At 66.5% G+C, this 26453-nt stretch carries 27 protein-coding genes; 21 read left to right on the forward strand and 6 right to left on the reverse strand.

From position 1 onward, the window contains the following. Positions 1-11 precede the first annotated feature (11 nt). Positions 12-863 (forward strand): 23S rRNA (adenine(2030)-N(6))-methyltransferase RlmJ, encoded by an 852-nt coding sequence (gene rlmJ, locus LL06_RS11740; protein ID WP_035526613.1) that lies wholly within the window; start codon positions 12-14, stop codon positions 861-863. 79 nt (positions 864-942) lie between these two features. Here the strand turns inward: rlmJ and LL06_RS26390 are convergent, their stop codons facing one another. Next, positions 943-2412 (reverse strand): diguanylate cyclase, encoded by a 1470-nt coding sequence (locus LL06_RS26390; protein WP_052161456.1) that lies wholly within the window; start codon positions 2410-2412, stop codon positions 943-945. Positions 2413-2641: 229 nt separating this feature from the next. On the opposite strand from LL06_RS26390, the gene LL06_RS11750 reads away from it, so the two are divergent. Genes LL06_RS11750 through LL06_RS11765 form a run of 4 tightly spaced genes read left to right on the forward strand, consistent with a single transcriptional unit; the run spans position 2642 to position 4802 of the window. Next, a complete protein-coding gene (locus tag LL06_RS11750) occupies positions 2642-3064 on the forward strand; it encodes a hypothetical protein (protein WP_035526614.1) in 423 nt (140 codons plus the stop codon). A gap of 9 nt (positions 3065-3073) precedes the next feature. Further along, a complete protein-coding gene (locus tag LL06_RS11755) occupies positions 3074-3784 on the forward strand; it encodes a ribonuclease T2 (protein ID WP_035526615.1) in 711 nt (236 codons plus the stop codon). A gap of 41 nt (positions 3785-3825) precedes the next feature. Further along, on the forward strand, positions 3826-4419 hold the full coding sequence (locus tag LL06_RS11760; protein WP_035526616.1) for a glutathione S-transferase: 594 nt from the start codon (positions 3826-3828) through the stop codon (positions 4417-4419). Continuing rightward, positions 4419-4802 carry a diacylglycerol kinase gene (locus tag LL06_RS11765; RefSeq protein WP_035526617.1) on the forward strand — a complete coding sequence of 128 codons (384 nt, stop codon included), beginning with the start codon at positions 4419-4421 and terminating at the stop codon, positions 4800-4802. The genes LL06_RS11760 and LL06_RS11765 overlap by 1 nt, the downstream gene beginning before the upstream one ends. Positions 4803-4864: 62 nt before the next feature. On the opposite strand, the gene LL06_RS11770 is transcribed toward LL06_RS11765, so the two are convergent. Beyond that, positions 4865-5500, reverse strand: coding sequence for an outer membrane protein (locus LL06_RS11770; RefSeq protein ID WP_035526618.1), 636 nt, complete (start codon positions 5498-5500; stop codon positions 4865-4867). Positions 5501-5859: 359 nt separating this feature from the next. Between LL06_RS11770 and LL06_RS11775 the strand changes: the two genes are divergently transcribed. Both LL06_RS11775 and LL06_RS11780 read left to right on the forward strand, forming a co-directional pair. After that, positions 5860-6798: a calcium/sodium antiporter gene (locus LL06_RS11775; protein ID WP_035526619.1), complete on the forward strand. Its 939-nt coding sequence runs from the start codon at positions 5860-5862 to the stop codon at positions 6796-6798. Between the two features lie 49 nt (positions 6799-6847). Next, a complete protein-coding gene (locus LL06_RS11780) occupies positions 6848-7609 on the forward strand; it encodes an SDR family oxidoreductase (protein WP_035526622.1) in 762 nt (253 codons plus the stop codon). Positions 7610-7657: 48 nt separating this feature from the next. On the opposite strand, the gene LL06_RS11785 is transcribed toward LL06_RS11780, so the two are convergent. After that, positions 7658-8176 (reverse strand): cupin domain-containing protein, encoded by a 519-nt coding sequence (locus LL06_RS11785; protein WP_035526625.1) that lies wholly within the window; start codon positions 8174-8176, stop codon positions 7658-7660. 240 nt (positions 8177-8416) lie between these two features. On the opposite strand from LL06_RS11785, the gene uvrC reads away from it, so the two are divergent. The 5 genes from uvrC (at position 8417) to ung (ending at position 12662) form a co-directional block, all read left to right on the forward strand. Beyond that, a complete protein-coding gene (gene uvrC, locus LL06_RS11790; protein WP_052161457.1) occupies positions 8417-10504 on the forward strand; it encodes an excinuclease ABC subunit UvrC in 2088 nt (695 codons plus the stop codon). A gap of 116 nt (positions 10505-10620) precedes the next feature. Further along, complete coding sequence (gene pgsA, locus LL06_RS11795) at positions 10621-11205, forward strand: CDP-diacylglycerol--glycerol-3-phosphate 3-phosphatidyltransferase (RefSeq protein WP_035526628.1); 585 nt, start codon at positions 10621-10623, stop codon at positions 11203-11205. Further along, positions 11202-11459 carry a molybdopterin converting factor subunit 1 gene (gene moaD, locus LL06_RS11800; RefSeq protein ID WP_035526632.1) on the forward strand — a complete coding sequence of 86 codons (258 nt, stop codon included), beginning with the start codon at positions 11202-11204 and terminating at the stop codon, positions 11457-11459. The genes pgsA and moaD overlap by 4 nt, the downstream gene beginning before the upstream one ends. 1 nt (position 11460) lies before the next feature. Next, positions 11461-11976 carry a molybdenum cofactor biosynthesis protein MoaE gene (locus LL06_RS11805; RefSeq protein ID WP_052161458.1) on the forward strand — a complete coding sequence of 172 codons (516 nt, stop codon included), beginning with the start codon at positions 11461-11463 and terminating at the stop codon, positions 11974-11976. Beyond that, positions 11973-12662, forward strand: coding sequence for a uracil-DNA glycosylase (gene ung, locus LL06_RS11810; RefSeq protein WP_035526634.1), 690 nt, complete (start codon positions 11973-11975; stop codon positions 12660-12662). Before LL06_RS11805 ends, ung begins: the two co-directional genes overlap by 4 nt. A gap of 64 nt (positions 12663-12726) precedes the next feature. On the opposite strand, the gene LL06_RS11815 is transcribed toward ung, so the two are convergent. Further along, positions 12727-13767 (reverse strand): AraC family transcriptional regulator, encoded by a 1041-nt coding sequence (locus LL06_RS11815; RefSeq protein WP_244447110.1) that lies wholly within the window; start codon positions 13765-13767, stop codon positions 12727-12729. A 131-nt stretch (positions 13768-13898) separates the two neighbouring features. Between LL06_RS11815 and LL06_RS11820 the strand changes: the two genes are divergently transcribed. Both LL06_RS11820 and LL06_RS11825 read left to right on the forward strand, forming a co-directional pair. Then, positions 13899-14936, forward strand: coding sequence for an alpha/beta hydrolase (locus LL06_RS11820; RefSeq protein ID WP_035526640.1), 1038 nt, complete (start codon positions 13899-13901; stop codon positions 14934-14936). 191 nt (positions 14937-15127) lie between these two features. Next, positions 15128-16480 carry a ferric reductase-like transmembrane domain-containing protein gene (locus tag LL06_RS11825; RefSeq protein WP_035526757.1) on the forward strand — a complete coding sequence of 451 codons (1353 nt, stop codon included), beginning with the start codon at positions 15128-15130 and terminating at the stop codon, positions 16478-16480. Between the two features lie 98 nt (positions 16481-16578). Here the strand turns inward: LL06_RS11825 and ndk are convergent, their stop codons facing one another. Beyond that, on the reverse strand, positions 16579-17001 hold the full coding sequence (ndk, locus tag LL06_RS11830) for a nucleoside-diphosphate kinase (RefSeq protein WP_035526760.1): 423 nt from the start codon (positions 16999-17001) through the stop codon (positions 16579-16581). A gap of 257 nt (positions 17002-17258) precedes the next feature. On the opposite strand from ndk, the gene LL06_RS11835 reads away from it, so the two are divergent. Then, the gene (locus LL06_RS11835; RefSeq protein ID WP_035526644.1) at positions 17259-17828 is read left to right on the forward strand and encodes a hypothetical protein; all 570 of its coding nucleotides are present in this window, start codon (positions 17259-17261) and stop codon (positions 17826-17828) included. 15 nt (positions 17829-17843) lie between these two features. Here LL06_RS11835 and LL06_RS11840 read toward each other — a convergent pair whose 3' ends face one another. Further along, on the reverse strand, positions 17844-18536 hold the full coding sequence (locus LL06_RS11840) for a glutathione S-transferase family protein (RefSeq protein WP_035526647.1): 693 nt from the start codon (positions 18534-18536) through the stop codon (positions 17844-17846). A gap of 397 nt (positions 18537-18933) precedes the next feature. Here LL06_RS11840 and LL06_RS11845 point away from each other — a divergent pair, with 397 nt between their 5' ends. The 6 genes from LL06_RS11845 to LL06_RS11870 all read left to right on the forward strand — a co-directional run bounded on the left by LL06_RS11845 (position 18934) and on the right by LL06_RS11870 (position 26243). After that, a complete protein-coding gene (locus LL06_RS11845; RefSeq protein WP_052161459.1) occupies positions 18934-19620 on the forward strand; it encodes a hypothetical protein in 687 nt (228 codons plus the stop codon). A gap of 140 nt (positions 19621-19760) precedes the next feature. Further along, entirely contained in the window at positions 19761-21641 is a 1881-nt protein-coding gene (locus LL06_RS11850; protein WP_035526650.1) for an ABC-F family ATP-binding cassette domain-containing protein, read from the forward strand. A gap of 116 nt (positions 21642-21757) precedes the next feature. Then, positions 21758-23008 (forward strand): efflux RND transporter periplasmic adaptor subunit, encoded by a 1251-nt coding sequence (locus tag LL06_RS11855; protein WP_035526653.1) that lies wholly within the window; start codon positions 21758-21760, stop codon positions 23006-23008. Next, complete coding sequence (locus LL06_RS11860) at positions 23005-23775, forward strand: ABC transporter ATP-binding protein (RefSeq protein WP_081963931.1); 771 nt, start codon at positions 23005-23007, stop codon at positions 23773-23775. The genes LL06_RS11855 and LL06_RS11860 overlap by 4 nt, the downstream gene beginning before the upstream one ends. Then, entirely contained in the window at positions 23765-24979 is a 1215-nt protein-coding gene (locus LL06_RS11865; RefSeq protein WP_035526656.1) for an ABC transporter permease, read from the forward strand. The genes LL06_RS11860 and LL06_RS11865 overlap by 11 nt, the downstream gene beginning before the upstream one ends. A gap of 157 nt (positions 24980-25136) precedes the next feature. Further along, the gene (locus LL06_RS11870) at positions 25137-26243 is read left to right on the forward strand and encodes a trifunctional transcriptional activator/DNA repair protein Ada/methylated-DNA--[protein]-cysteine S-methyltransferase (protein ID WP_052161460.1); all 1107 of its coding nucleotides are present in this window, start codon (positions 25137-25139) and stop codon (positions 26241-26243) included. Positions 26244-26453: the final 210 nt, after the last annotated feature.

Raw genomic sequence — 26453 nt, forward strand, 5'->3', positions numbered from 1 at the left:
CGCGCCAGACGATGAATTACCGTCACCTCTACCATGCGGGCAATTCCGCCGATGTGCTCAAGCACGCGGTTCTGGCCCGGATCATTGCCTATCTTCAGCGCAAGGATCCGGCGTTCCGGGTGATCGACACCCATGCGGGCATCGGCAGCTATGACCTGTCTTCGACGGAGGCGCAGAAGACCGGGGAATGGCGCGACGGCGTCGGCCGGGTGATGGCGGCGCAGATGTCGCCGCAGCTTGCGGAGTTTCTGGCGCCCTGGATCGGGACGGTGAAGGCGCTCAATCCCGAGGGCGGCCTGCGCCACTATCCCGGCTCGCCGCAACTGACGCGGCTGCTCCTGCGCAAGCAGGACCGGCTGACCGCGATCGAACTGCACCCGGACGACGCGCGCCGGCTCAAGGCGCTGTTCGAGGGCGATTACCAGGTCCGGGTGATCGAGCTCGACGGATGGCTGGCCCTCGGCGGCCACCTGCCGCCCAAGGAAAAGCGCGGCCTGGTGCTGATCGACCCGCCCTTCGAGCTCGACGGCGAATTCGACCGGATGATCGACGGTCTGGCCCGCGCGACCCGGCGCTTTGCCGGCGGCACCTACCTGCTGTGGCATCCGATCAAGGCCGGAAGCCCCCTCGCCGGCTTCGACAAGAAGCTGGTCGCGCTCGGCCGGCCGCGCACGCTCTCGGTGCGGATGCTGGTGCGGGCCAACGTAAATGCGCCGGGCCTGAACGGCTCCGGGCTGGTGATCATCAATCCGCCCTTCACGCTGGAGGCGGACCTGAAAGCCGTCCTGCCCGAGCTCACCCGCCTGCTGGCGCAGGGCCCCGGCGCGGGGTGCGAGGTCCGCATGCTGGTTGGCGAGAGCTGAGAGAAGGCTCCGCCCGGCCCGGACCGCGCCGATGGGTCGATCCGCGGTTCCGGACGCTGTGCCGTGACCGGGTCGGCCGTCAGGCGGCGCGCCAGGTCGGATCGGGGCGCAGCCGCGGCCCGCCGGCCCGCGAGACCCGGTTCCGCCCGGACCTTTTCGCGACATACAGCGCCGCATCGGCCGCCTTGACGAGGGCCTTGGGCGTCGCCCCGTGCGGCAGCCGGCCGGCGCAGCCGATGCTGACGGTGAGCTGAATGGCGTCGCCGTCATCGCAGGCGATCGATGCCTCCTCGACGACCACGCGCAAACGCTCCGCCAGTGACAGGGCGGCCTCCTCGCCGGTGTCGGGAAGAATGATGCCGAACTCCTCCCCGCCGTAGCGGGTCACGACATCGCCGGGGCGGGTCGCCTGTTCGAAAAGGTCTGCGACCAACCGAAGTACCCGGTCACCCGCCTGGTGTCCGTAGGTGTCGTTGATCCGCTTGAAGTGGTCGATGTCGACCATCAGCAGCGACACCGGCCTGCCGTGGCGGTCGGCGCCGGTGAACTCCGCCTCGAGTCGCTCGTCGAAGGCCGCGCGGTTGAGCGCGCCGGTCAGGCCGTCATGGGTGGAGCGCTTTTCGAGCTCCCGGTAGAGCTTGTCGAGGGTCGCGGAAGCCTGGTTGATTGCGGCCGCGAGCTGCCCGAGCTCGTCGAGGCTGTTACGAAGCCTGACCCGGTGGGAGAAATCCTTCTGGCCGAGCTTGCCGGCGGCGATGCGGAGCTGCTCGATGGGCTGCAGCACCGAATGGCCCACGGTGCTGCCCATGGCGATCAGCACGCACACGCCGACAAGGATGGCGATGACGAGGGCGGTGAGGCTCTCCTTGCCGGCGGTCTGCGCCGACAGCAGCCGTTGCTGCTGGTCCGCCAGCGAGTAGGTCTGGAACCGGTTGATGACGCTGTAGATGGGATCGATGCCGAGATAGGCGCGTTTGGAGGCTTCGAAGGATTCGGCCGTGCCCGGCTCATAGCGGAACATCTCGTCCATCTTCGCCTTGACGCTTCGCCAGGCGCTGTTGGCTTCGGACAGCGACACCGCGCCCCGGGATGATGGGGTCAACGACATCCCCAGCGGCGTGGAAGCGAGGTCCTGGAAATGCATGTCCACCTGAGCGGCCAGTTCCCTGTAGCGCTCCCGCGCGGTCCGGTCCCCCTCGACCGCGAAGCGGAAGCCGGCGCGGTCGATTTCGCGCAGATCCCGTTGCAGGAACAGGATCGGCAGCGTTTCAAGGCGCGTTTCCTCGACGCTGGTCTCATAGTTCTGCAGGATCGCCCGGCCGGAGGCGACCGCGATCGCCGCCATCACCAGGAGGCCGAGGACCGACAGGCCGAAGGCGAACTGGAAGCGGACATGGATCGACCGGTGCAGCGGATAGACGATCCGCGACAGGAGCCGCCGCAGCGCGCCCCTGCGCGTCCGGCGGGCGCCGGACGCATGCGGGTCGGAGCCCTCCCTTGCCGCGGCGGACTGCGGTTTGAAGCGGCGAAGCAGCGATATGTGTCTCAACGGCGTCCCTCGGGTCGGCCATGAAGAAGGCCGATTTGCGAGATTCTCCCACAAAAGGCTTTCGGCCAAAAAAACCGCTAAAGTCGCATTTGAGTCAAATTGGATCCACCGGACAGGCCGCTCCCACCCGCATCCGCGCAGCAAGCGGAGGCCGGGCGCTGCTTCGCCCTTGCCCAAGGGCACGGGCACGCCTTATACCGTGACTCGCATCCTGTTTGGAGAACCGTCCATGACCATGAAAAGCTTGTTCCTCGCAGTCACAACGGCCTTCAGCATGTCGCTCGCGAGCTATGCGGGCCCCGCATTGGCTTTCACCGGTGGCAATTTCCCCTCCTGCGACGCGCCGCAGGTGCTGTCCTACATCCAGAAGCGGTTCGTCTGGACCGACACGCATCTGCTCAAGCGCGGCCTGGCCATCGACAGCATCACACGGACGCAGCGCAACCGGGTGAAATACGGAGACCAGTACTGGTCGATCCCCAGGCTCTATTGCCACGGCACCGCGCACATGAATGACGGCCACAAGCGCACGATCTGGTGGCTGATCGAGGGCGGCATGGGCTTCGCCGGTCTCGGCGACAATCTGGAGTTCTGCATCGACGGGCTCGATCCGTTCAAGGTGCATGGCGCCTGGTGCCGCTCGGTTCGCTGACCGGGCTCGATGTCCGCCCCGTCGCCCACCCGGCTGCTGACGGCTCTGGCCCTGCTGGCGCTTGTCGCCGGGTGCACGGACGAGGCCACGCCCGAGGCCCGGGCCGGCACCGCCGGCGCTGAACAGGTTGCAGCCGACCTGCCCCTGGGCACGGGATTCGATTTCTACGTGCTGGCGCTGTCGTGGTCGCCCGCCTATTGCGCGCTCGAGGGCGCCAACGCCAACCCGCAGCAATGCGCCGAGGACCGCGATCTCGGATTCGTGGTGCACGGGCTGTGGCCGCAATTCGAGAGCGGCTATCCCGAATTCTGCCCCAGCCGCCAGCCCGACCGCGTTCCCGCCGATCTCGGCCGGGCCTACATGGACATCGTGCCGACGCTCGGCCTGATCGGGCACCAGTGGCGCAAGCACGGCTCCTGTTCGGGCCTCTCCCAGGAGGATTATTTCCGCGTGCTGCGCGCTGCACGCTCGAGGATCGTCCTGCCGCCCGAGTTCGCGGCCGAAAACTTGCCGGCACGGATTGACGCAAGGGCGGCGGAAGATGCATTCATTGCCGCCAATCCCGGCATGGCGCGCGACGGAATTGCGGTCGCGTGCGAGCGCGGGATGTTGCGTGAAGTCCGAATCTGCCTGACCCCCTCCCTGGGCCTGCGTGCGTGCCGGGAAGTCGACAAGGCCGGCTGCAGCATCGCCAATCTGGAAGTTCCCGAACCGGACTGACCGGGTTCGGCGCTTCTGCTCCACGACGAAAGAAAAGATCCATGAAAATACTCTACTCCCCCGCTTCGCCCTATTCCGCCAAGGTGCGGATGGCGGCGAAATCCGCAGGCATCGACGCCGAGGGCGTGGTCACCGACACCAATGCGGCGCCGGCGGAACTGGTCGACAACAATCCGCTGGGCAAGATCCCGGTGCTGATCACCGATGAGGGGCAGTCGGTCTATGACAGCCGCGCCATCATGCAGTTCCTCGACCGGTCGGGCGCCAGGCGCCTCTACCCGCGCAATGCCGCCAAGCGCACGGAAGTCGAGGTGCTGGAAGCGCTGTGCGACGGCATCTGCGACTGCCTGCTGGCAGTCATCTATGAGCGCCGCTTCCGGCCCGAGGACAAGGTTCACCAGGAGTGGATCGACAAGCAGTGGACGAAGGTCACGCGCGGGCTCGACCATCTGGAGGCGAACATGCCGCGCAGCACCAAGACGCTCAACGGCGGACACCTGGCGCTCGCCGCGATGACCGGCTACCTGGCGCTGCGCTTTCCCGGCAAGTGGGAGCGCGGGCGGCCCAAGCTCAAGCGCTGGAGCGCGAAATTCGCCGCGAGCTTCCCCGATCTTGACGCGATGCGGCCCCGGTAGTGATCCAGCGGCCACCCAAACAGGAGGGTATCGGCCACATCTTCGCCGCCGCGCGCTATTCGCTGGGCGGGGTCAGGCGGCTGTGGCGAGAGACCGCGTTCCAGCACGAGACGCTGGCCTTCGCGGTGATCATCTGTCTCTTCCTGCTGGCGGGGACGCCCCTGTGGGGCTTTGCCGGTTCTATCCTGCTCTATCTGCTGACCGCCGCGATCGAGGCGCTCAACACCGCGGTGGAGGAGCTGACCGATCACGCCTCGCCGCATTACTCCAAGATGGCCGAGCACGCCAAGGATCTCGGATCCTTCGCGGTGTTCTGCCTGCTTCTCGCCAACGGAGTCTGGGCGGCTTTCGTTCTGGCCTCCGTGTGGGGCTGGGCCAGCTAGCAAAAAGCCCGGACGGTTTCCCGTCCGGGCTCTTATCTACAGTTCCTGTCGCGAAGTCGCGATTAGAACTTCATGCCGATACCGAGACGGACCGAATGGTCGTCGAAGCCGGTCGACACGTTGGTGCCGCCGAGATTGTAGTCCTTCGACTGATAGTCGGTGTAACGGTATTCAAGCCGCGTGGTGATCTTCTCGGTCACGAAGGCTTCGGCGCCCGCACCGGCGGTCCAGCCGAAGTGGGTGTTGCTGTCCGAACCGACCGCATTGCTGAGCTCGGCCTTGGTGGCTGCGACACCGCCGGTTGCGTAGATCAGGAACGGATTGACATCCATGCCCAGACGCGCGCGGAGCGAGCCGTTGAAGCCCTGTTCGCCGGTCGTGGTGCCGGACGTCACGTCTGCACCGGAATAACCGACGTCAGCTTCAACACCATAGACGATGTTGTCGGACTGCCAGTTGTAACCACCGTAGACGCCGCCGCCGAAGCCGTCGGCATTGCCGGCAGGCGCGTCGAATTCGCCCCACTTGTATTCGCCGTAGCCACCGAGGTAACCGCCCGACCACACATAGGTCTGCGGCAGGACTTCAGCGACCGGAGGTTCGGGAGGCTGCTCCATGATCGCGTCCGCGGCCAGCACGGGACCGGCGAGCGGCATGCAAAGGGCTGCGGCCAGCAGTGCCAGTTTACGAGTACGCATATTATTCTCCTTGTTAGCTTCAGCCCTCACAACACAGAGAGCGTGAAATTGTTCCGGCCCTTCACAACTCAGAGGACCTGAATCTCAAGACGGTTGGGAAGCCCGCTTTCGACATGGCCAAAGATGGACACCGAATGCGGCGCCCGCGAAGCCGAAATGTGGAAACACAGCGGCAGAAAAAGGGCAGCCCCCGCTGTTGCGGAATGGCAACAAATTCGCAGGCTTCCCCGTGTTTGCCCGGTCTATGTCCGGTTTGGACCCGCAGTGCGCGGGCGTTCCATTGCGTTCGCGGGCCTGCTGCCTATATGGCAGGGCGACCGCACCATCCGAAATAAGACCGAGAGAGTTGATTCCCACGCATGTTGAGCATTGTGACCCTTATCGCGGGCCTGGTCGTCCTTGTCCTTGCAGGTGACTATCTGGTGCGCGGCGCTGTCGCGCTCGCGGAAAAACTCTCCATCGATCCGCTGATCATAGGCCTCACCATCGTGGCGTTCGGCACCTCGGCGCCGGAGCTGTTCGTGTCGTTCCAGGCTGCCCTGGACGGCGTCTCCGGCATCGCCGTGGGCAATATCATCGGCTCCAACATCGCCAATGTGCTGCTGGTGCTCGGCGCCCCGGCGCTGCTGATGAGCGTGAGCTGCCGCGAGAACGGTCTCGGCGTGTCGCTGGTGGTGATGATGGTCATCACCGTCACGCTGATGGCGATGATGTGGTTCGAGCCCCTGAGCCGGCTCGACGGCGTGATCCTGCTTCTCATGCTCGCGGGCTATCTCGGCTGGCAGATCCGGGCGGCGCGCCGGCACCAGATGGCGAGTGTCCCCGACTATCACGACGAAGTCGCGGACGTGCCGCGGGAGACCTGGAAGACGGCGGCCTTCCTCATCGGCGGGCTGATCGGGCTTCCCATCGGCGCCTGGCTCACCGTGGAGAGCGCCTCGCACATCGCGCGCATGCTCGGCGCCTCCGACACCGTCATCGGCCTGACCATCGTCGCCGTCGGCACCTCGCTGCCGGAGCTGGTGACCTCGATGATGGCCGCCTGGCGCAAATCCGGCGCGGTGATGATCGGCAATGTCGTCGGCTCCAACATCTTCAACATCGGCCTGATCCTGGGCGGCACCTCGGTGATCCTGCCGCTGGACGTGGATGCCCGCATCGTCAGCATCGACATGTGGGTGATGCTGGCCGCCGCCATCCTGGTCGTGGCGCTGGCGCACTGGAACGTGCCGATCAAAAAGCTGGGCGGCCTGGCTATGCTTGCGGCGTTCTCGGTCTATATCTTCTCGGTGTTCTAAGAGGAAACCGCCGCCATCCCGGTGGCGGACAGGGGCCGGGGAAAACAGCATGCCTGACAAGGGGACGGTACTGGTGACGGGCGCGGGCCGCCGCATCGGCAAGGCCATCGCGCTCGATCTCGGCGCCCAAGGCTACCGCGTCGCCGTCCACGCTAACCGCAGCCGCGCGGAAGCCGAGGCGGTGGCCGGCACGATCCGCGATGCGGGCGGGACGGCGGAGGTGTTTCTCGCCGACCTTTCCGACAGTGCCGCGGTGCGCACGCTCCATGCCGAGGTGTCGGCCCGGCTCGACGCTCCCGGCATCATCGTCAACAACGCCTCGATCTTTGAGGACGACGACGTGCGCGACTTCGACGAGGCGGCGTTCGACAGGCATTTCGCCCTCCATCTCAAGGCGCCGGCGATCCTGGCCGAGGCCATGGCCAGGAGCCTGGGCGGCGACAGCGACGGGCTGATCGTCAACATCATCGACCAGCGTGTGTGGCGGCTGACGCCGCGCTATTTCTCCTACACTTTGTCGAAATCGGCGCTGTGGACGGCGACACGCACCATGGCGCTGGCGCTGGCGCCGCGCATCCGCGTCAACGCCATCGGCCCCGGCCCGACGCTCGCCAACGAGCGCCAGAACGCCCAGGACTTCGCCCGGCAGGCGCAAGCGGTGCCGCTCAGGCACGGGCCGGAGCTCGCCGAATTCGGCGCGACCATCCGCTACCTGCACCAGGCCCGCTCGGTCACCGGGCAGATGATCGCGCTCGACGGCGGCCAGCACCTGGCGTGGCAGACGCCGGATGTGGTCGGCGTCGGCGAATAGGCCCCGCTTCGGCGCGAACGGCACGGGGGCGGACGCGGCGCGGCCGGATCAGGCCCTGTTCGCCCGGCGCGCCCGCTCGATGTCGGTCATGCCATCATGGTCGCCCATCTCGCGCGCCGGGACATCGTCCCACCAGTCGTCGCGCAAGGGCTTGCGGTCGGGATTGACCGGATAATAGATCCGGTTCTCGGCCTTGCTGGTCTCGCCCACCACCAGCAGGCGCACCTCGGCGTCGGAATTGTTGAGAAAGCTGTGGGACTGGCCGGTGCCCGCCGGGAAGCCGACCGAATCGCCCGGCTTGAGCCGGTGCAGCACGCCGTCGAGCCAGGCATCCGGCGCGCCTTCGAGGACATAGACGAATTCTTCCTCATGGCTTTCCGCATGGGGAAAGGAGGTGCGGCGGCCGGGCGGCAGCCGGACGTGGTGAATGCCGAGCCGGTCAAGGCCGAAATGCCGGCCGAGCGCCGCGCCGATGCCCAGCAGTTCGTCGTCGTCGCGGTAATGCGCGGTGTCGGGACCCTCGACCTCGGACCAGTGGGCGATGCAGGCGGGACGGTTGGTGGGCATGGCGGTGTCTCCTGTTTCCGGACGGCTCCGGCCGCGACTGTGGGGCATGGCGAGATCCATGCCGGGCAAAGCGGCTTGGCGCAATGAGCCTTACAGGAACGTCCTGACGGTTTTTGACAGCAGCCCGATATAGGAGCGGCCGGTGGCCTGCTTGATAAAACCGGCCGTTCCCTCCAGATAACGGCAAGACACGACACCGCCTCTTGCCCGCACCGGGCCGGAGCCTGATAAGATCCCGGAATGACTCGCGAGACCGACTCCACTCCCAAAATCGCCAAAGCCGCCCTCCAGTCCGATGGCGGCGTGATCTATGCGGAAACCGACGGCGACGAGGACGACACGGCCGAGGTCGACGCCCCCCTGCCCGTCGATGTCGCCAATGTCGCGGGCATCGAGTGGAACGAGAGCCCGGGACTGGCCGCGGGGATGAAGGGCGCCGAAGTCATCCAGGCCTTCGTGAGGCACCTGCCCAACCAGCCCGGCGTCTACCGGATGATGAACGAGGCCGGCGACGTGCTCTATGTCGGCAAGGCGCGAAGTCTCAAGAAGCGGGTGACGAACTACGCGCAGGGCCGCGGCCATTCCAATCGCATCACTCGGATGATCGCGCAGACGGTCAACATGGAATTCGTCACCACGCGCACCGAGACCGAGGCGCTGCTGCTCGAGGCGAACCTGATCAAGCGGCTGAAGCCGCGCTTCAACGTGCTGATGCGCGACGACAAGTCGTTCCCCTATATCCTGATCACCGGCGACCATGAGGCCCCGGCGATCTTCAAGCATCGCGGCGCGCGATCGCGCAAGGGCGCCTATTTCGGCCCCTTCGCCTCGGCCGGCGCCGTCGGGCGGACCATCAACGCGCTGCAGCGGGCATTCCTGCTCAGGACCTGCACCGACAGCGTCTACGAAAGCCGGACGCGGCCGTGCCTGCTCTACCAGATCAAGCGCTGCTCCGGCCCCTGCACCGGCGAGATCGACGCCGAGGGTTACGGCCGGCTCGTGGGCGAGGCCAAGGATTTCCTCTCCGGCCGCAGCCAGGCGGTGAAGTCGCACCTGTCGGCGGCGATGCAGGAGGCCTCCGAGGATCTCGATTTCGAGCGCGCTGCGGTCTACCGGGACCGGCTCTCGGCGCTCAGCCATGTGCAGAGCCACCAGGGCATCAACCCGCGCACGGTGGAAGAGGCTGACGTCTTCGCCATCCACCACGACGCGGGCATGGCCTGCATCCAGGTGTTCTTCTTCCGCACCGGGCAGAACTGGGGCAACCGCGCCTATTTCCCCAAGGCCGATCCCTCGCTCGCCGCGGGCGAGATCCTCGGCGCCTTCATCGGCCAGTTCTACGACGACAAGCCGACGCCGCGGATGATCCTTGTCTCGGACGATTTCGAGGACCGGGAACTGCTGGCCGAGGCGCTCGGCGTGCGCATGGAGCGCAAGGTCTCGATCACCGTGCCGCAGCGCGGGGAGAAGCGCGAACTGGTCGAGCAGGTGCTCAACAATGCCCGCGAGGCCCATGGCCGCAACCTGGCCGAGACCGCCTCGCAGACGCGGCTGCTGCAGGGGTTGGCCGAAACCTTCAACCTGGCGCATCCGCCCCGCCGCATCGAGGTCTACGACAACTCGCACATCATGGGCACCAACGCGGTGGGCGGGATGATCGTCGCCGGTCCCGAAGGGTTCGTGAAGAACCAGTACCGCAAGTTCAACATCAAATCGACCGAGATCACTCCGGGCGACGACTTCGGCATGATGCGCGAGGTGATGCAGCGGCGCTTCTCGCGGCTGATCAAGGAGCATGGCGACGGACCGGTCAAGCCCGAGGAAGCATCGGGCGACGATGCCGACTCCATTGCGCCGGCCGGCATGCCGGCCTGGCCCGACCTGGTGCTGATCGACGGCGGCAAGGGCCAGATGAGCGCGGTCAGGGCCATCTTCGAGGAGCTCGGCATCGCCGACAAGATCACCGCCATCGGCGTCGCCAAGGGCATGGACCGCGAGGCCGGGCGCGAACGGTTCTTCGTCGAGGGCAAGCCCGATTTCACCCTGCCGCCGCGCGATCCGGTCCTGTATTTCGTCCAGCGGTTGCGCGACGAGGCGCACCGCTTCGCCATCGGCTCGCACCGGGCGCGGCGCAAGAAGGAGCTGGTCGCCAATCCGCTCGACGAGATCGCCGGCATCGGGCCTTCCCGCAAGCGGGCGCTGCTGCACCATTTCGGCACCGCCAAGGCCGTGTCGCGCGCGGGCGTCGACGACCTGATGACCGTGGAGGGCATTTCCGAGACGGTGGCCGAACTGATCTACAATCATTTTCACGAGGAAAACCGGTAGGGCCTGCCGGATTCCGATCATATTTGCGGCATTTGCGCGCGAAGCTGTGGAGCAGCGGTTGACCTTGAGGGTCGCTCCCGCGCATCTTGCGCGAAATCCGGACAACGGGGTGATCCATGGCGTCGCACGCGCTCAACATACCGAACATGCTGACCTACGGGCGGATTGTCGCCGTCCCGTTGATTGTGCTGTGCTTTTTCATCGAAGGCCGGCTGCATGGCTCGGATTTCGCGCGCTGGGCGGCGCTGGCGATCTTCGTCGTCGCGTCGGTGACCGATTTCTTCGACGGCTATCTGGCCCGGATCTGGGACCAGACCTCCAATATCGGCCGCATGCTCGACCCGATCGCCGACAAGCTGCTGGTCTCCTCGATCCTGCTGCTGATCGCCGCCGACGGCACCATCGCCGGCTGGTCGATCTGGGCGGCGATCATCATCCTGTGCCGCGAGATCCTGGTCTCCGGCCTGCGCGAATATCTGGCGGCGCTGAAGGTCTCAGTGCCGGTGACGCGGATCGCCAAATGGAAGACGACGCTGCAGATGATCGCGCTCGGCTTCCTGCTCGCCGGTCCCGCCGGCGACAAGGTGCTGCCCTACACGACCGAAATCGGCATCGGCATGCTCTGGCTTGCTGCGCTGATCACGATTTACACCGGCTACGACTATTTCCGGGCCGGACTCAGACATGTGGTGGACGAATGAGCGTGAGACTTGTCTATTTCGCCTGGGTGCGCGAGCGCATCGGCAAGGGTTCGGAGGAGATCGAGCTTCCCGACACCGTGAAAACCGTGGGCGAGCTGATCGCCCATCTCGCCACCCTCGGCGAGGAATACGAGGCGGCCTTCCAGGTGCCCGGCGTGATCCGCGCGGCGCTTGACGAGGAACATGCCGATCATGACGAAGCCATTGGCGGCACGCGCGAAATCGCGCTGTTTCCGCCGATGACGGGAGGCTGAGATGAGCGCCGGCCCACAGTCGCCGGACAGGACCGCGCAGGCGGTCACCGTGCGCATCCAGCCGCAGGATTTCGACATCGCCGCGGAAATCGGGGCGCTCACCGCCGGCCGCGCCGACATCGGCGCGGTGGTGAGCTTCACCGGCCTCTGCCGCGACGAGGGCGGGCGGCTCGCAGCCCTCGAGCTCGAGCATTATCCCGGCATGGCCGAGCGCGCCATCACGACAATCGCCGAGCAGGCGGTGGCGCGCTTCAAGCTCAATGGCATCACCGCGATCCACCGCCACGGGGCGATCGAGCCGGGCGGCAACATCGTGCTGGTGGTCGCCACCGCCCCGCACCGCCAGGCCGCCTTCGACGGCGCCTCGTTCCTGATGGACTACCTCAAGACCGACGCCCCCTTCTGGAAGAAGGAACATCTGAAGGACGGCGGCGCCGGCGAATGGGTCTCGGCCAAGGACGCCGACGACAAGGCCAAGGCGAAATGGACCGAGGCGCGCGGGCAGAGCGCCCAGTGAGTGCGGCGGTCAGGCTCGAGGAGAGCTGGAAGGCGGCGCTTTCGGACGAGTTCGCGAGCCCCTACATGGCCGAGCTCAAATCCTTCCTGACATCCGAGATCGCCGCGGGAAAGCAGGTCTTTCCGAAAGGACCGGACTACTTCGCCGCCCTGGATCTGACGCCGCTCGACCGGGTCAAGGTGGTGATCCTCGGCCAGGATCCCTATCACGGCGACGGACAGGCGCACGGGCTGTGCTTTTCGGTGCAGCCGGGCGTGCGCGTCCCGCCCTCGCTCAAGAACATCTACAAGGAACTGGAGACGGACCTCAGCATCCCGCAGGCCCGGCACGGCAATCTCGAGAGCTGGGCGCGGCAGGGCGTGCTGCTGCTCAACGCCGTGCTGACGGTGGAGCGCGGGCTCGCCGCCTCCCATCGCGGCCGCGGCTGGGAGCGGTTCACTGACGCGGTGATCGAGAGGGTCAACGCGCTGCCGCATCCGGTGGTGTTCCTGCTCTGGGGCTCTCACGCGCAGAAGAAGGCGGCGTTCGTCGACACGGGCCGCCATCTCGTGCTCAAGGCCCCCCACCCCTCGCCGCTTTCCGCCCACACCGGATTTCTCGGCTGTCGGCATTTCTCCAAGGCCAATGCGTTTCTGGAAAAGAACGGCATGACGCCGATCGACTGGCGCCTGCCTGAGATGCCTTGATTGCCAGCCGAGGCAGCTCAGCGGCACATCGCGCGACAGGGATCAGTCCAGCTCCCGGCGCTCGCTACGGCCCTCGCTGCTCCGGACTGCCCTGCCGATAGGCGGCGGGCGAGCAGCCATAGACACGCTGGAATTCCCGGTAGAAATTGGACCGCGTCAGAAAACCGGATTTGACCATGATCGTGGCGACACTGTCGTCACAACTGCGCAGCAGCTCGGCCGCATGCGCCAATCTCAGCCCATTCACATATTGCGACACATTCATGGCCTTGCTCTCGTTGATGGCATTGGACAATCTGCGCACCGGCACAGACAGGCGCCTGGCCAATCTCTGCGCGGAGAGATCCGGATCGAGATAGAGCTTCGTCGTGGTCAAAAGCTCATAGGCAGCGGCTTCGAGTTTGGCGGCTTCGCCATCGACGGATACGGGACGGGACCTGCCGGGGATCTTCTTGAGGAAACGTGGCAGAACAAACAGCACTCCGAGAAGAGCCAGGATGATCAGAATGCTGCCATAGGAGATGATAGAGGCGACCTGGCCGCTCCTGCGCAGTGCAAAGCTCACGGAAATCGCAGCTTCGAGCAAGAGAATAACCGTCAGCAGCGCCGCCGCCCACAGCATCCATCGGTGCACGTTGCGCACGGCATCAAGGCGGGCATGAATCAGCCGGTCAGGGCCCTGCCACCATCGCCAGACCAGCGCCACCGCATAGAAGAGGTAGCTGCAGACAATCACCATGTCCGCAAGCCCCAGCCTGAGCGGCAGAAGTTGCAGCCCCAGCAGCACAGCCGCCATGCCGCCCAGATGCCGCACCAGAAGCCCGGGGAACCGCTCCACGGATACGGCGAGGGCCATGAAGGGCAAGTACATCATGGGGCCGACGAAGAGCGGCAAGAGCCGTTGAAACGTCACGAGTGTCTCCACCCCGTAGCCGAAGCGAAGCGCAACGAGCAAGGCCTCCACGCCAAACAGCGCGAAGAGCATGGAGAACAGGATTGCCGTTTGTCTGCGCCCCAGATCCAGTTGCGCGGCCAGCACCGCAATCACCGCACACAGGAGCGCCGTGAGTAGCGGAAGCGGAAAGGAAAGCAAGGAACCCTGCACCAAGTGTCCTCTTTCTTGCATGCGATGTCCTCAAACGCGATGAAGGACACCATTTCTGAGCTCAAACCATTGTTACTGATAGGGATTTTTGATGATTTCGGTCGGACCGACACCACCGAAAGGACCTCGCAATGAACCGTTTCCTCCAGATCGCAGCCGTCTGCGCCAGCCTGCTGGCTTCTAGCGCGGGCGCACAGGATTATCAAACCGGCCTGGCCGGTCTCAAGGTCGTCGACCCCCACGTCGGGCGACCGCTTGCAGGCTATGTCTGGTACCCCACAACCGCAACGGCGGGCGTGGCAACCCATCATGCAAATCCGGTCTGGGCCGGCATCGAGGCAATCGAGGACGCCGCGATCGCCGAGGGCCGGTTTCCGCTCGTCGTGTTGTCCCACGGGATGTATGGCAATGCCATGAACCAGTCATGGCTGGCCTCACGCCTGGCCCGGATGGGCTATGTCGTGGCGGCCGTCAACCATCCCGGCACCTCCACCTGGGCCCGCGATGCCGACGATGCCAGACGGTTGTGGGAGCGGCCCAGGGACCTGTCGCGGCTGATCGACTATATGCTGTCGACATCGGCGCACGCTGCCTCCATCGATCCCGATCGCATCTTCATGGCCGGGCATTCACTGGGAGGGTTCACCGCCGTTGCGCTCGCGGGCGGGCGCTACGATGGGGAAGCCTTCGACGGCTTTTGCGGCGACCATCCCGGAGAACTGGTCTGCGGCATCTTCGACGGGTGGAACGTCGGAAAGACGCCCGAGGACCGGGCGGAAATGGCTGCGGACCTCTCCGATCCACGGATCCGGGGCATCGCGGTGTTCGATCTCGGGGGCACGCAGACCTTCTCGACGGCGAGCCTCGGGCAGATCAAGACGCCGCTTCTGGTGTTCGGCGCGCCGGAGGACATCGACGGGTCGGGGCTCGACCTGGACGTCGAATCCCGCGCCCTGGTGGCGGCGCTGCCGAAAACCAGCGTCACCTATCTGGAGCCCGCCGACCTCGCCCATTTCGACTTTCTCGGAGAATGCACGGCGAACGCAATCGCCATCCTCAAGGACAAGGAACCCGACGACGTCTTTGTCTGCGTCGACGGCACTGACGACAGGCGCGCGCTTCATGACATGATCGCCGATGCCGTCGCGGCTTTTTTCGCCGGTCAATGAGCTGTCACGGGGGGTGGCGGATGTCAGTGCCGCAGGCACGGTCCTGTCACCCCGCCGACCGGAATGCCCTGCCGGATTGATCTGCGACAAGTCGGGCCCCGGCAAAGCGTCGTAGGGTCTGCCCGGGTGCGTGGGACCGGCCGAGACGGGATCGGGCGGCGGCCATGCGGAATTGGCGAAAGGGCTTTGCGGTGACACATATCAAACTTGCCTTCTGGGGCCTGCTGGTCCTCCTTAGCCTTCTCTGGCTCGCGGCCGATCCGGCCGCCTTCGGGGCGCGCGGCCTGCTCGCCACCCGCGATATGATGATGCAGTACAGCGGTGTGCTGGCGATCGGCTGCATGAGCGTCGCCATGGTTCTGGCGCTCAGGCCGCGCTGGCCCGAACGCTGGCTGGGCGGGCTCGACAAGATGTACCGGCTGCACAAGTGGCTGGGGATTTCCGCGCTGATCCTGGCCGTGGCGCACTGGCTGTGGTCGGAAGCGCCGAAATGGGCCATCGGCCTGGGACTGCTCGAGCGGCCGGAGCGCGGCGAGCGCCACGCCTTCGGCAACCCGGTCGCGCAATTCCTCGCCGATCTGCGCGGTCCCGCCGAGGGGCTGGGGGAATGGGCCTTTTACGTGAGCGTGCTGCTGATCGCGGTGGCGCTGATCCCGCGCATTTCCTACCGGTGGTTCTTCAAGACGCACCGCTTCCTGGCCGTGGCCTATCTGCTGCTGGTGTTCCACACCGTGGTGCTGGCCAAGTTTCACTACTGGGCGTCGCCGCTCGGCGTCGTCCTTTCCGTGCTGCTGATCGCGGGAACCTATGCGTCCCTGGTGGTGCTGTTCCGGCGCGTGGCGGTCGGGCGCCGGGTGACGGGCACCATCGTCGATCTTATGCATTTTCCCGGCGTGCGGTCGATCGAAAGCCGGATCCGGCTGCAGCCCGGCTGGCCGGGTCATCAGCCCGGCCAATTCGCCTTCGTCACCTCCGACGCCCAGGAAGGCGCTCATCCCTACACGATCGCCTCGGCCTGGGACCCCGACAATCCGGACATCACTTTCATCGTCAAGGGGCTGGGCGATCACACGAGCCGCCTCGCCGAGACGCTGAAGATCGGCCAGGAGGTCGCGGTCGAAGGCCCCTATGGCTGCTTCACCTTCGAGGACGGCGCTCCGCGGCAGATCTGGGTCGGCGGCGGCATCGGCATCACGCCCTTCGTGTCGCGGATGAAGCATCTGGCGCAGGCGCGGCAGGACAGGCCGGACGCGCCGCCGCAGGTCGTCGACCTGTTCCACACCACCGCCGATCTCGACGAGGTCGCGTTGGCGCGGCTTGCCGCCGACGCCGCCCAGGCGGATGTGCGCCTGCATATCCTGGTCGACGCCAAGGACGGCATCCTCAACGGCGCCCGCATCCGCGAACAGGTGCCGGACTGGCGCGACGCCAGCCTCTGGTTCTGCGGCCCCGTCGGCTTCGGCGACGCGCTCAGGAGCGATTTCGCCGCCCACGGCTTCGACACCCGGAGCCGGTTTCACCAGGAGCTGTTCAGCATGCGGTGACGGCGGCTGCAAACGAAGGAAACGAAAAAGGCGGCCCTCGCGAGAGAGCCGCCTTTTGCATTCCATCAGCGCCGCAGTAAGGGGCGCTAAGAGCCGTTTCAGCCGACGATTTCGGTGCCGGAGAACCAGTAGGCGATTTCCTCGGCGGCGGTTTCCGGCGCGTCCGAGCCGTGCACCGAGTTCTCGCCGATCGACAGGGCGAAGGTCTTGCGGATGGTGCCCTCGTCGGCGTTGGCCGGGTTGGTGGCGCCCATCAGTTCGCGGTTCTTGAGGATGGCGTTCTCGCCTTCGAGCACCTGGACGACGGTGGGGCCGGAGGTCATGCCCTCGACCAGTTCGCCGAAGAAGGGGCGCTCCTTGTGCACGGCGTAGAAGCCTTCAGCCTCGCGCTTGCTCATCCAGACGCGCTTGGAGGCGACGACGCGCAGGCCGTTGTCTTCGAATACCTTGGTGATGGCGCCGGTCAGGTTGCGCTTGGTGGCATCGGGCTTGATCATCGAAAAAGTGCGTTCAATCGCCATGTCTTGTTCCTTCAGCGGTTTGCCCGCGGACAAGCGGGCCATAGGGGTGCAAAAATCCGGGCAGACACAGGTCCTGCCCGGAGTTGCGGCCTAAATAGCCGCATGCCCTGTCATCCGCAAGGGGCGTCGGGCGGAAGCCGCCGCGGCGAGGCCGGGTCGCACGCCGGGTCGCGGGGCACGGGGCACGGGGCTGGCGGCGCGGACCGGGACGCGGCGAAACGGTTTGACCATCGGCGGATCCGGTGTAGCATCCCTCCATGTCCAACGCGGTCATCGCATCGGGGGTCGTTGCTGTCGTGGTGTTCGGGTTCGCACCCCAGAACAATGCGATGCTGGCGGCTGGCGCGCAGCGGACGCTGAAATCGGTCCTCGACTGCCTCGTGGCAAGCCTGTGCGGCTGGCTGGTCCCGTTCGGCGCAGCACTCGGCATCCTGGCGCTGCTGCCGCCCTGGGCGGCCGGGGCAGCGAGCGTGCTCGCGCTTCTGTTCCTGGCGCTCGCCGGCCTCGCGCGCTATGCCGCCGACCCGAACGCTCCCGCACGGCCGCGGCGCCGGTCGCTGCCGCCCCCCTTCGAGCAGCTGGGAAGCCCCGAGAGCTGGGCGGTGGCGCTGTTTCTCGCCGGATCGGCGATCACCGGATCGCTCACGCTCGCAACCGCCTTCGCCGGGCTGACGCTGATGGCGGCCTTCGGGCTCAGCCTCTGGGCGCTTGCCGGCTGGTCCGGCTGCGGCCATCTGACCTCGGGCTGGCAGCGCCGGCACCTCGACTGGGCGCTCGGCGTGCTGATGTTCGTGGCGGCGACGGCCTCGCTGGTGGCGGAGGCCTGACGGCGGCCCGGCCGCTCAGGCGGCGGCCGGCACCGAGCGTCCGAGACCGTCATGCAGGTCGAGGCAGCGGTTGAACCAGTCGGTCACCGCATCGCCCTCTTCCAGCAGCTTCGCGCTCGAGGTCACGCGCACCCATTGCAGCGCGCCGAAGACGATGTAGTCGCAAAACAGCGGCGAGGATCCGCCGATCCAGGGCTGATGCTTGAGGGTCACGCGCAGCGGCGTCAGCTTGGCCGAGAACCCTTCGATCTCGGCCTCGCGGCGCTCGGTGACCTGTTCCAGCGTCTTGCCCATGCGCGCCTCGCGGCTCTGCCGGAAATAGGCCTGGTCCTCGGGCGCCAGGATGTCGTGGATGTCCTTGAGCGCGATCACGCCCAGCGCCGCGTGCAGAACCGACTGGGTCCAGGATTCGACGAAGCGGGCCATCGCCTGCCCGCCCGCGCCGCCAAACAGCGTCGGCCGGTCGGGATAGGCCTCCTCGAGATAGGTGGCGATGAGAAAGCTGTCGGCCACCACCTGGGAGCCGTCGCGGATCACCGGCACGGTCTTCGAGGCGCCGCCCTCGACTTCGGGCACCTTGGTGAAGCAGACATTGCTGCGTTCGAACGGAAGCCCCTTGTGGGCGAGCGCCATGGCCGCCTTCCAGCAATGCGGGCTGAAGGGACGGGTGGGATCGGCGCCGACGAGATCGTGAAGGATGATGGTCATGCTGGGGGCTCGCGTTGGAATGATCCGCATTCCTACGTCGGATTTCCGGGCAAGCCAACCGTCTTGTCGGCCCGGGCCCGCCCTTTGCCGGCGTCCGCGCCGCCGGCTCTTCGTTTGGCGACCCTTGCCGTGATCGCCCTCCCTTGAGCATCGACGCGGCACCGGCCTGGCACGCGACCCGCGTCATTGAGATCCCGCACCCTTTTGCCTTCGACTTTCGGCGAAATCCGGACCCGTTGACCTGGGACAGAAGCGGTGTTCGACGGCCAACGACAACCGTTCCTTAACCGTCCGGGCAGAGCGCGGAGAACCATTCTCCCGCGGCCGGCATTGCTTCTGCAGTTCCCCGGCGCGAGGCCGGGAGCGAAAACACCAAAACCAAGACAGGAGCAGCGTGATGAAAAACTTCAGGAACAAGATGGTCATCGGCCTCACCGCAGGCGCATTCGCCCTTGCCCTGCCGCTCGCGGCCCAGGCGCAGCAGGCCGGTGGCGTCAGTGTCGGCGGCGTCAGCGTCGGCGGCAACGGCTCGGGCGGCCTCGGCGCGTCCGCCGATGTCGGCGGTGTCGGGGCTTCGGCGAGCATCGGCGGCGATTCCGCTGCCGATGTCGACGCCAGCGTCGGCGGCGCGAACGGCGCCAATGCCAGCGCCAGCGTCGGCGGCGGCTCGACCGCGGATGTCGATGCCGGCATCGGCGGCGCGGGCGGGGCCAATGCCAGCGCCAGCGTCGGAGCCGGCGGCGCCCCCGGCGCCAGCGTCGACGCCAATGTCGGCAATGTGACCGGCGACGTCGATGTCACCACCGGCAGCAACACCGGCATCGCAGCGGCACTGGGCTTCACCTCGGACGAGGATGATTCCACCGCCCCGGCGACGCCCGGAACCGGAACGCCGGGAACTGCAACGCCCGGAACCGCGACGCCCGGACTTGACCCTTCCATGACCAGCGCGATCGGCGAACTCAGCGACGCCGAACTCGCCGCCTACAAGAAGAAGTGCGTCACCATCCTGCGCTCGCCGGCGGACTTCGAAAGTGACCTGGTCGACCTGTGCAAGCTGGTCCGCGAGGCGGCGTCCCGCTAGCGCCAGGGCAAATGTCCCGGCGCATCTGACCCCAGGCGACCCGGTGCACGGGTCGCCTTTTTCATGCAGCAGTGCCACAGCGACCCGTTTTCGCGCTTGGCGGCTTGCAATGCGGCGCGTTTCCGGCCAGAAGCGCAGGCATGCTGACTATCACAGACCTTTCCGCGCGCATCGCAGGGCGCCTTTTGATCGACAATGCCTCGCTGGCGCTGCCCGTGGGCATCAAGGCCGGGCTCGTGGGCCCCAACGGCGCGGGCAAATCGACGCTGTTCCGGATCATCACCGGCGAGATGGCGACCGAGACCGGGCACACCTCGATCCCGAAGAACACCCGCATCGGCCAGGTGGCGCAGGAAGCGCCGGCCGAGGACACAGCTCTCGTTGAAATCGTGCTGCGCGCCGATCTCGAGCGCACGAAACTGATGAAGGAAGCAGAGACCGCCAAGGATCCGCTCCGCATCGCCGAAATCCAGATGCGGCTTGTCGACATCGACGCGCACTCGGCTGAAGCCCGCGCGTCCTCGATCCTGGCCGGCCTCGGCTTCGACCAGGAGGCGCAGCAGCGTCCGGCCTCGTCGTTCTCGGGCGGCTGGCGCATGCGCGTGGCGCTGGCTTCGGTGCTGTTTGCCGAGCCCGACCTGCTGCTGCTCGACGAGCCCACCAACTATCTCGACCTCGAAGGCACGCTGTGGCTCGAGGAATATATCCGCCGCTACCCGCACACCGTGCTGATCATCAGCCATGACCGGGACCTGCTCAACACCGCCGCCAACGCCATCGTCCATCTCGACCAGAAGAAGCTCACCTTCTACCGCGGCGGCTTCGACGAGTTCGAGCGGCAGAAGGCCGAGCGCGACGAGCACCAGATGAAGGCGCGCGAGAAGAACCTCGCCGCCCGCAAGCACATGGAAGCCTTCGTCGAGCGCTTCCGCGCCAAGGCCTCCAAGGCGCGGCAGGCGCAGTCGCGCCTGAAGGCGCTCGAGCGCATGGGCACGGTCGACGCGGTTGTGGAAAGCAATGTCCGCGGCTTTTCGTTTCCGCGCCCCGACCGCGGCGTCGCCTCGCCGATCATCGCCATCGAGGACGGATCCGTCGGCTACACGCCCGGCGCGCCGATCCTCAAGAAGCTGGACCTCAGGATCGACGCCGACGACCGCATCGCGCTTCTGGGCTCGAACGGCAACGGCAAGTCGACCTTCGCCAAGTTCATCGCCGGGCGGCTCGAGGCCGAAGGCGGGCGGCTCAGGATCGCACCGCAGTTGAAAGTCGGCTTCTTCGCCCAGCACCAGATGGACGATTTGGTGCCCAACGAATCCGCGGTGGCACATGTCCGCAAGCTGATGCCGGACGCGGCCGAAGCCCGGGTCCGCGCCCGCGTGGCGCAGATGGGGCTGACGGCCGAGAAGATGAACACGCCCGCCAAGGACCTGTCCGGCGGCGAGAAGGCGCGGCTCCTGATGGGCCTGTCGGCATTCCACGCGCCCAACCTGATGATCCTCGACGAGCCGACCAACCACCTCGACATCGACAGCCGCGCGGCGCTGATCCGCGCGCTCAACGATTTCCCCGGCGCCGTGATCCTGATCTCCCATGACCGGCACCTGATCGAGGCCACGGTCGACCGGCTGTGGATCGTCCGCGACGGCACGGTGAGCGCGTTCGACGGCGATCTCGAGGATTACCGCCAGGAAGTGGTGGGGTCGTCGGGCAAGGGCAAGAAGTCGTCCGACACTGACGGCGGCTCCAAGGCGGAGAAGCGCAAGCAGGCGGCGCAGGACCGCGCGAGCCTGGCGCCGCTCAAGAAAAAGATCAGCGATCTCGAATCCTTGGTGGCGCGGCTTACCAAACAGATTCAGTCTCTTGATGCGGAGCTTGCGGATCCGGCGCAGTTCGCCGACGCGCCCTACAAGATTGCCCAGAAGTCCAAGCAGCGCGCCGAGCGCGCCGCGGAACTGGCCAAGGCCGAGGAAGAATGGGTGGCGCTCACCAGCCAGGTGGACGACGCCGAGGCGGCCGAATAGGCCTTATCGCGGCGCCGATTCACGGCGAATTGATCCCGCCGGAATGACGAATTGATGCATGTCAATCACCCGGTCCGGTCCTCGTGCTAGCGAGACCCAACCGATTGGATGTTCCCATGCCTCCTTCCAAGACCGATATCGAATCCATTGTCAAAACCGCGGAAAAGGGCTCGTCCCTGCGCAAATGGCTCATCTGGATTGCGGTCCTGCTCGTGGCCGCCGGCGGGATCTGGAGCTGGCGGGCGTCGGCCTCGCGGCAGAGCCTGCCCGTCTATGTCACGGAAAGCGTGGGCCAGACCGACATCGTCGTCCAGGTGACCGCGACCGGAACGGTGGAGCCCACTGACCAGGTCGAGATCTCGAGCGAACTCTCGGGCACGGTCCGCTCGGTGGAGGCCGATTTCAACGACACCGTCACCAAGGGCCAGATCCTGGCGCGGCTCGACACCGACAAGCTCGAGGCGAATGTCGAGCTCAGCCGGGCCTCGCTCGCCGCGTCACAAGCACGGCTGGCCGAAGCCACCGCAACGCTCGACGAGACCAAGGACAATTACGACCGCGCGGTCATGCTCGAACAGAAGAAGGTCACCACGCTCGAAGGCCTGCTCAAGGCCAAGGCCGCCCATGACCGCGCCAAGGCCGCGGTCAAGAGCGCGGAGGCCGACATCCGCGTGTCGGAGGCGAACCTGAAGATCAACGAGGCCAACCTCGCCAAGGCCTGCATCTGTTCCTCGATCGAGGGGGTCGTGCTCGACCGCAATGTCGAGGTCGGACAGATCGTCGCCTCCTCGCTGCAGGCGCCGGTGCTGTTCACGCTCGCCGCCGATCTCACCAAGATGGAGCTCAGGGTCGACATCGACGAGGCCGACATCGGCAAGGTCAAGGTCGGCAACGACGCGATGTTCACAGTGGAGGCCTATCAGGGCCGCAGCTTTCCCGCCGTCATTTCGCAGCTCCGCTACGCGCCCAAGACCGTCGACGGGGTTGTCACCTACGAGGCGATCCTGTCGATCGACAATTCCGACATGCTGCTGCGGCCCGGCATGACCGCGACCGCGGACATCAAGGTGGCCGAGGTCAAGGACACGCTGGCGGTCTCGAACGCGGCGCTCAGGTTCTCGCCGCCGGCGACGGCGGAGAACAGCGGCGGCAGCGGGCTCCTCGGGATGATCTTCCGTCCCCCGACCCGGACTGCGGCCCCCACGCCCAAGGTCAGCGTCGACGGCCACCGCGACATCTGGCTCCTGAAGAACGGCCAGGCGGTCGCCGTCTCCGTGCTGCCGGGCGAAAGCGACGGATCGAAGACGGCGATCGAAGGCGACGTCACCGAGGGCGATCTGGTGATCACCGATCAGACGGCGCAATGACCGCGGAAAGCACGTCCGCGACCGCTGCCGGGCCGGGCGCCCTGCCCGCGTCGCGCGACGCGCCGCTCATCAGCCTGAGGCAGATCACCAAGATCTACGGCAGCGGCGACGCCGAGGTGCGCGCCCTGCGCGGCATCGATCTCGACATCCTCGGCGGCGAGTTCGTGGCCATCATGGGCCCCAGCGGCTCGGGCAAGTCCACCGCCATGAACATCCTGGGATTCCTCGACAAGCCCAGCGGCGGCACTTACTCCTTCGGCGGCGCCGAGGTCGATCATCTTTCCCGCGACCAGCTTGCGCTGCTCAGGCGCAATTTCCTGGGCTTCGTGTTCCAGGGCTACAATCTGCTCGCCCGCACCTCGGCGCTCGACAATGTCGAGCTGCCGCTGATCTACCAGGGCATGGCAAGGACCCAGCGCCGGCGGCTGGCGCTCGAGGCGCTCGCCAAGGTGGGGCTCAAGGGCCGCGAGGACCATGACCCCTCCCAGCTTTCCGGCGGCCAGCAGCAGCGCGTGGCGATCGCCCGCGCCATCGTCACCAATCCCGACGTGATCCTGGCCGACGAGCCCACCGGCAACCTCGACACCGCCCGCAGCCACGAGATCATGGACCTGCTCACCGAGCTCAACCGCAAGGACGGCATCACCATCCTGATGGTCACGCACGAGCCGGACATGGCGGAATATGCCGACCGGCTGATCCATTTCCTCGATGGCCGCATCGCGTCCGACGCGAGCGCGGAGAAGGCGGCGCCCGATGCTCTATGAAGCGATCCGGCTGGCGCTGCAGGCCATCCTGAGAAACATGTTCCGGTCGTTCCTCACGGTGCTGGGCATCGTCATCGGCGTGGCCGCGGTGATCGCCATGGTGACCGTGGGACAGGGCTCGACCGACCAGGTCGAGGCCGATGTCTCCACGCTCGGCACCAACCTCTTGATGATCCGCCCCGGCCAGCCGTCGCAAGGCCCCGGCTCCGGCGTGGGCGGCACCGCGGCGAGCCTCACGCTCAAGGATGTCGACGCCATCGAGGAGCAGATCCCCAGCGTCATGGTGGCCACGCCCAGCAATTCCCGGGCGATGACGGTGATCTTCGGCAATGTCAACTATTCGACCACGGTGACGGGGACCGACACGCGCTTCCTCACCGCCCGCGACTGGCCGCTCGAAAGCGGCCGGGCCTTTTACGAAAGCGAGCTCAGGACCGGCTCCTCGGCCTGCATCCTCGGCAACACGGTGAAGACAAAGCTGTTCGGCGGCAGCGATCCGCTGGGCGCCAGCATCCGCCTCAAGCAGATCTCCTGCCGGGTCATCGGCGTGCTGGAAGCCAAGGGCGCCTCGAGCTTCGGCACCGACCAGGACGACATCGTGCTGGTCCCGATCCGCGCCTTCCAGCGCCGCATCGCCGGCAACCAGGATGTGTCGATGATCTTTGCCTCGATCCGCAACGGCATCTCCACCGACAAGGCCAAGGCCGACATCGAACGGCTGATGCGCGAGCGCCGGCGCATCGGCCCCTTCGAGGAAGACGATTTCAACGTCTTCGACATGAAGCAGATCTCGTCGATGCTGACCGGCATCACCAGCGTGCTCACCGGCCTGCTCTCGGCGGTCGCCGCCGTGAGCCTGCTGGTCGGCGGCATCGGCATCATGAACATCATGCTGGTCTCGGTCACCGAGCGCACCCGCGAGATCGGCATCAGGCTCGCTGTCGGCGCCACCGAGGGCCAGGTGCTGCTGCAGTTCCTGGTCGAATCCATCGTGCTGTCGCTGATCGGCGGGCTGATCGGCATCATGCTCGGCCTGGCGCTGGGCCTGTTGGGGTCGCGGCTGCTGTCGATCCCCTTCGCTCCCAATCCGAGCCTGATCCTGGCGGCCTTCCTGTTCTCGGCGATGGTGGGGATCGTGTTCGGCTATTTTCCCGCGCTCCGCGCCGCCCGGATGGATCCGATCGAGGCCCTGCGCCACCAGTAAAGGTCTTGTGATTTCAGGAAGTTGCTGGCCAGTCTTGGCGAAATGAATCGCGGACTTGAGAAAAAGAATCCGGCGAGCGCCACCTGCATTGACGCGATCTTGAATAGGCGCCCGAAATCAGGCTGACGGCTGGCTGTCGCGGCGATAGGATCGTCCCATGCTGTTTGACCTGCCCGACCCCGACACCCTCTACGAAGCGCTTCTGGCGCGCGATCCCTTCTATGACGGCCGCGCCTATGTCTGCGTCTCGTCGACCGGGATCTTCTGCCGGCTGACCTGCCCGGCGCGCAAGCCCAAGCGCGAGAACTGCAGCTTCTACGCCACGGTGGGAGAATGCATCCAGGCCGGCTACCGCGCCTGCAAGCGGTGCCACCCGCTGGCGCCCGCGGCCGAGGCCGAACCGGCGATCAGGGTGCTGCTCGCGGCGCTGAGCGAACGCAAGGGGCACCGCTGGAGCGAGCCCGACATCGTCCGGATGGGGCTCGACCCCTCCACCGTGCGCCGCGCCTTCAACCGGCATTTCGGCATGACGTTCCTCGAGATCGCGCGGCTCGAGCGGCTGCGCAACGGCCATGTGGCGCTGGCAGGCGGCGGCAAGGTGATCGAGGCGCAGATCGATGCGGGATTCTCCTCGCCCGGCGCCTTCCGCGCTGCCTTCGCGCGGCTGATGGGACAGCCGCCGAAGAGTTTTGCCGCCGACGCGGCCGTCAAGGCGGACTACATCGACACGCCGCTCGGCGCGATGATCGCGCTCAGCGACCGGACGCATCTGCATCTTCTCGAATTCGCCGACCGCAAGGCCCTGCCCGCGGAATTGCGGCGGATGCACCAGGTGTTCAAGGGCAGGATCGGCATCGGCAGGCTCGGTCCGATGGATCAGCTCGAGGCCGAGCTCGAGGCCTATTTCTCCGGGCGGGACGCGCGTTTCAGCGTGCCCCTGGCGTTCCATGGCAGCGACTTCACAAAGGCGGTGTGGCGCGCGCTGGTCGACATCCCGGCCGGCGAGACAAGAAGCTACAGCGCGCTTGCCCGCCAGGTCGGACGGCCTTCGGCGGTCCGGGCGGTGGCGCGCGCAAACGGCGCCAACCAGATCGCGCTGCTGGTGCCCTGCCACCGGGTGCTGGGCGCCGACGGATCGCTCACCGGCTATGGCGGCGGGCTGTGGCGCAAGCAGAAACTGATCGAGATCGAGCGGAGCCATGCCCGCGCGATCCGGCCCGGCGCACCCTCGCACGCCGCCCTCGACGGCCAGCGCGCGCCGTAAGCCCTCGAATTGCCCCGCCCCGCCTTTTCGAGCCGAAGCCACGCGATGCGGGCGCCAACGGCCGGGCGCACGGCTGATTCCGTTGTAACGAACCCCCGCAGTGTCGGACTTATATAGAGTTCGATTGACCTGTCGATGCGACCTGTACCGCCGGGACGTCAAATTCCGAACACTATCGCGCGGAAGACTTATCCAGCACGCGTTCAATGA

The sequence above is a fragment of the Hoeflea sp. BAL378 genome (genome assembly GCF_000759435.1).
GTDB lineage: Bacteria > Pseudomonadota > Alphaproteobacteria > Rhizobiales > Rhizobiaceae > Hoeflea.

What these genes read in the sequence shown, in the direction of transcription:
- moaD (WP_035526632.1), top strand. Translation starts at nt 11,202, where the DNA reads ATGAGCGTGAGACTTGTCTATTTCGCCTGGGTGCGCGAGCGCATCGGC.
- LL06_RS11850 (WP_035526650.1), top strand. Translation starts at nt 19,761, where the DNA reads ATGCTGACTATCACAGACCTTTCCGCGCGCATCGCAGGGCGCCTTTTG.
- LL06_RS11860 (WP_081963931.1), top strand. Translation starts at nt 23,005, where the DNA reads ATGACCGCGGAAAGCACGTCCGCGACCGCTGCCGGGCCGGGCGCCCTG.
- LL06_RS11770 (WP_035526618.1), bottom strand. Translation starts at nt 5,500, where the DNA reads ATGCGTACTCGTAAACTGGCACTGCTGGCCGCAGCCCTTTGCATGCCG.
- LL06_RS11785 (WP_035526625.1), bottom strand. Translation starts at nt 8,176, where the DNA reads ATGCCCACCAACCGTCCCGCCTGCATCGCCCACTGGTCCGAGGTCGAG.
- LL06_RS11865 (WP_035526656.1), top strand. Translation starts at nt 23,765, where the DNA reads ATGCTCTATGAAGCGATCCGGCTGGCGCTGCAGGCCATCCTGAGAAAC.
- LL06_RS11835 (WP_035526644.1), top strand. Translation starts at nt 17,259, where the DNA reads ATGTCCAACGCGGTCATCGCATCGGGGGTCGTTGCTGTCGTGGTGTTC.
- LL06_RS11820 (WP_035526640.1), top strand. Translation starts at nt 13,899, where the DNA reads ATGAACCGTTTCCTCCAGATCGCAGCCGTCTGCGCCAGCCTGCTGGCT.
- LL06_RS11780 (WP_035526622.1), top strand. Translation starts at nt 6,848, where the DNA reads ATGCCTGACAAGGGGACGGTACTGGTGACGGGCGCGGGCCGCCGCATC.
- LL06_RS11855 (WP_035526653.1), top strand. Translation starts at nt 21,758, where the DNA reads ATGCCTCCTTCCAAGACCGATATCGAATCCATTGTCAAAACCGCGGAA.
- LL06_RS11755 (WP_035526615.1), top strand. Translation starts at nt 3,074, where the DNA reads ATGTCCGCCCCGTCGCCCACCCGGCTGCTGACGGCTCTGGCCCTGCTG.
- LL06_RS11845 (WP_052161459.1), top strand. Translation starts at nt 18,934, where the DNA reads ATGAAAAACTTCAGGAACAAGATGGTCATCGGCCTCACCGCAGGCGCA.
- uvrC (WP_052161457.1), top strand. Translation starts at nt 8,417, where the DNA reads ATGACTCGCGAGACCGACTCCACTCCCAAAATCGCCAAAGCCGCCCTC.
- LL06_RS11775 (WP_035526619.1), top strand. Translation starts at nt 5,860, where the DNA reads ATGTTGAGCATTGTGACCCTTATCGCGGGCCTGGTCGTCCTTGTCCTT.
- LL06_RS11805 (WP_052161458.1), top strand. Translation starts at nt 11,461, where the DNA reads ATGAGCGCCGGCCCACAGTCGCCGGACAGGACCGCGCAGGCGGTCACC.
- LL06_RS11840 (WP_035526647.1), bottom strand. Translation starts at nt 18,536, where the DNA reads ATGACCATCATCCTTCACGATCTCGTCGGCGCCGATCCCACCCGTCCC.
- LL06_RS11760 (WP_035526616.1), top strand. Translation starts at nt 3,826, where the DNA reads ATGAAAATACTCTACTCCCCCGCTTCGCCCTATTCCGCCAAGGTGCGG.
- ndk (WP_035526760.1), bottom strand. Translation starts at nt 17,001, where the DNA reads ATGGCGATTGAACGCACTTTTTCGATGATCAAGCCCGATGCCACCAAG.
- rlmJ (WP_035526613.1), top strand. Translation starts at nt 12, where the DNA reads ATGAATTACCGTCACCTCTACCATGCGGGCAATTCCGCCGATGTGCTC.
- LL06_RS11750 (WP_035526614.1), top strand. Translation starts at nt 2,642, where the DNA reads ATGACCATGAAAAGCTTGTTCCTCGCAGTCACAACGGCCTTCAGCATG.
- LL06_RS11870 (WP_052161460.1), top strand. Translation starts at nt 25,137, where the DNA reads ATGCTGTTTGACCTGCCCGACCCCGACACCCTCTACGAAGCGCTTCTG.
- pgsA (WP_035526628.1), top strand. Translation starts at nt 10,621, where the DNA reads ATGGCGTCGCACGCGCTCAACATACCGAACATGCTGACCTACGGGCGG.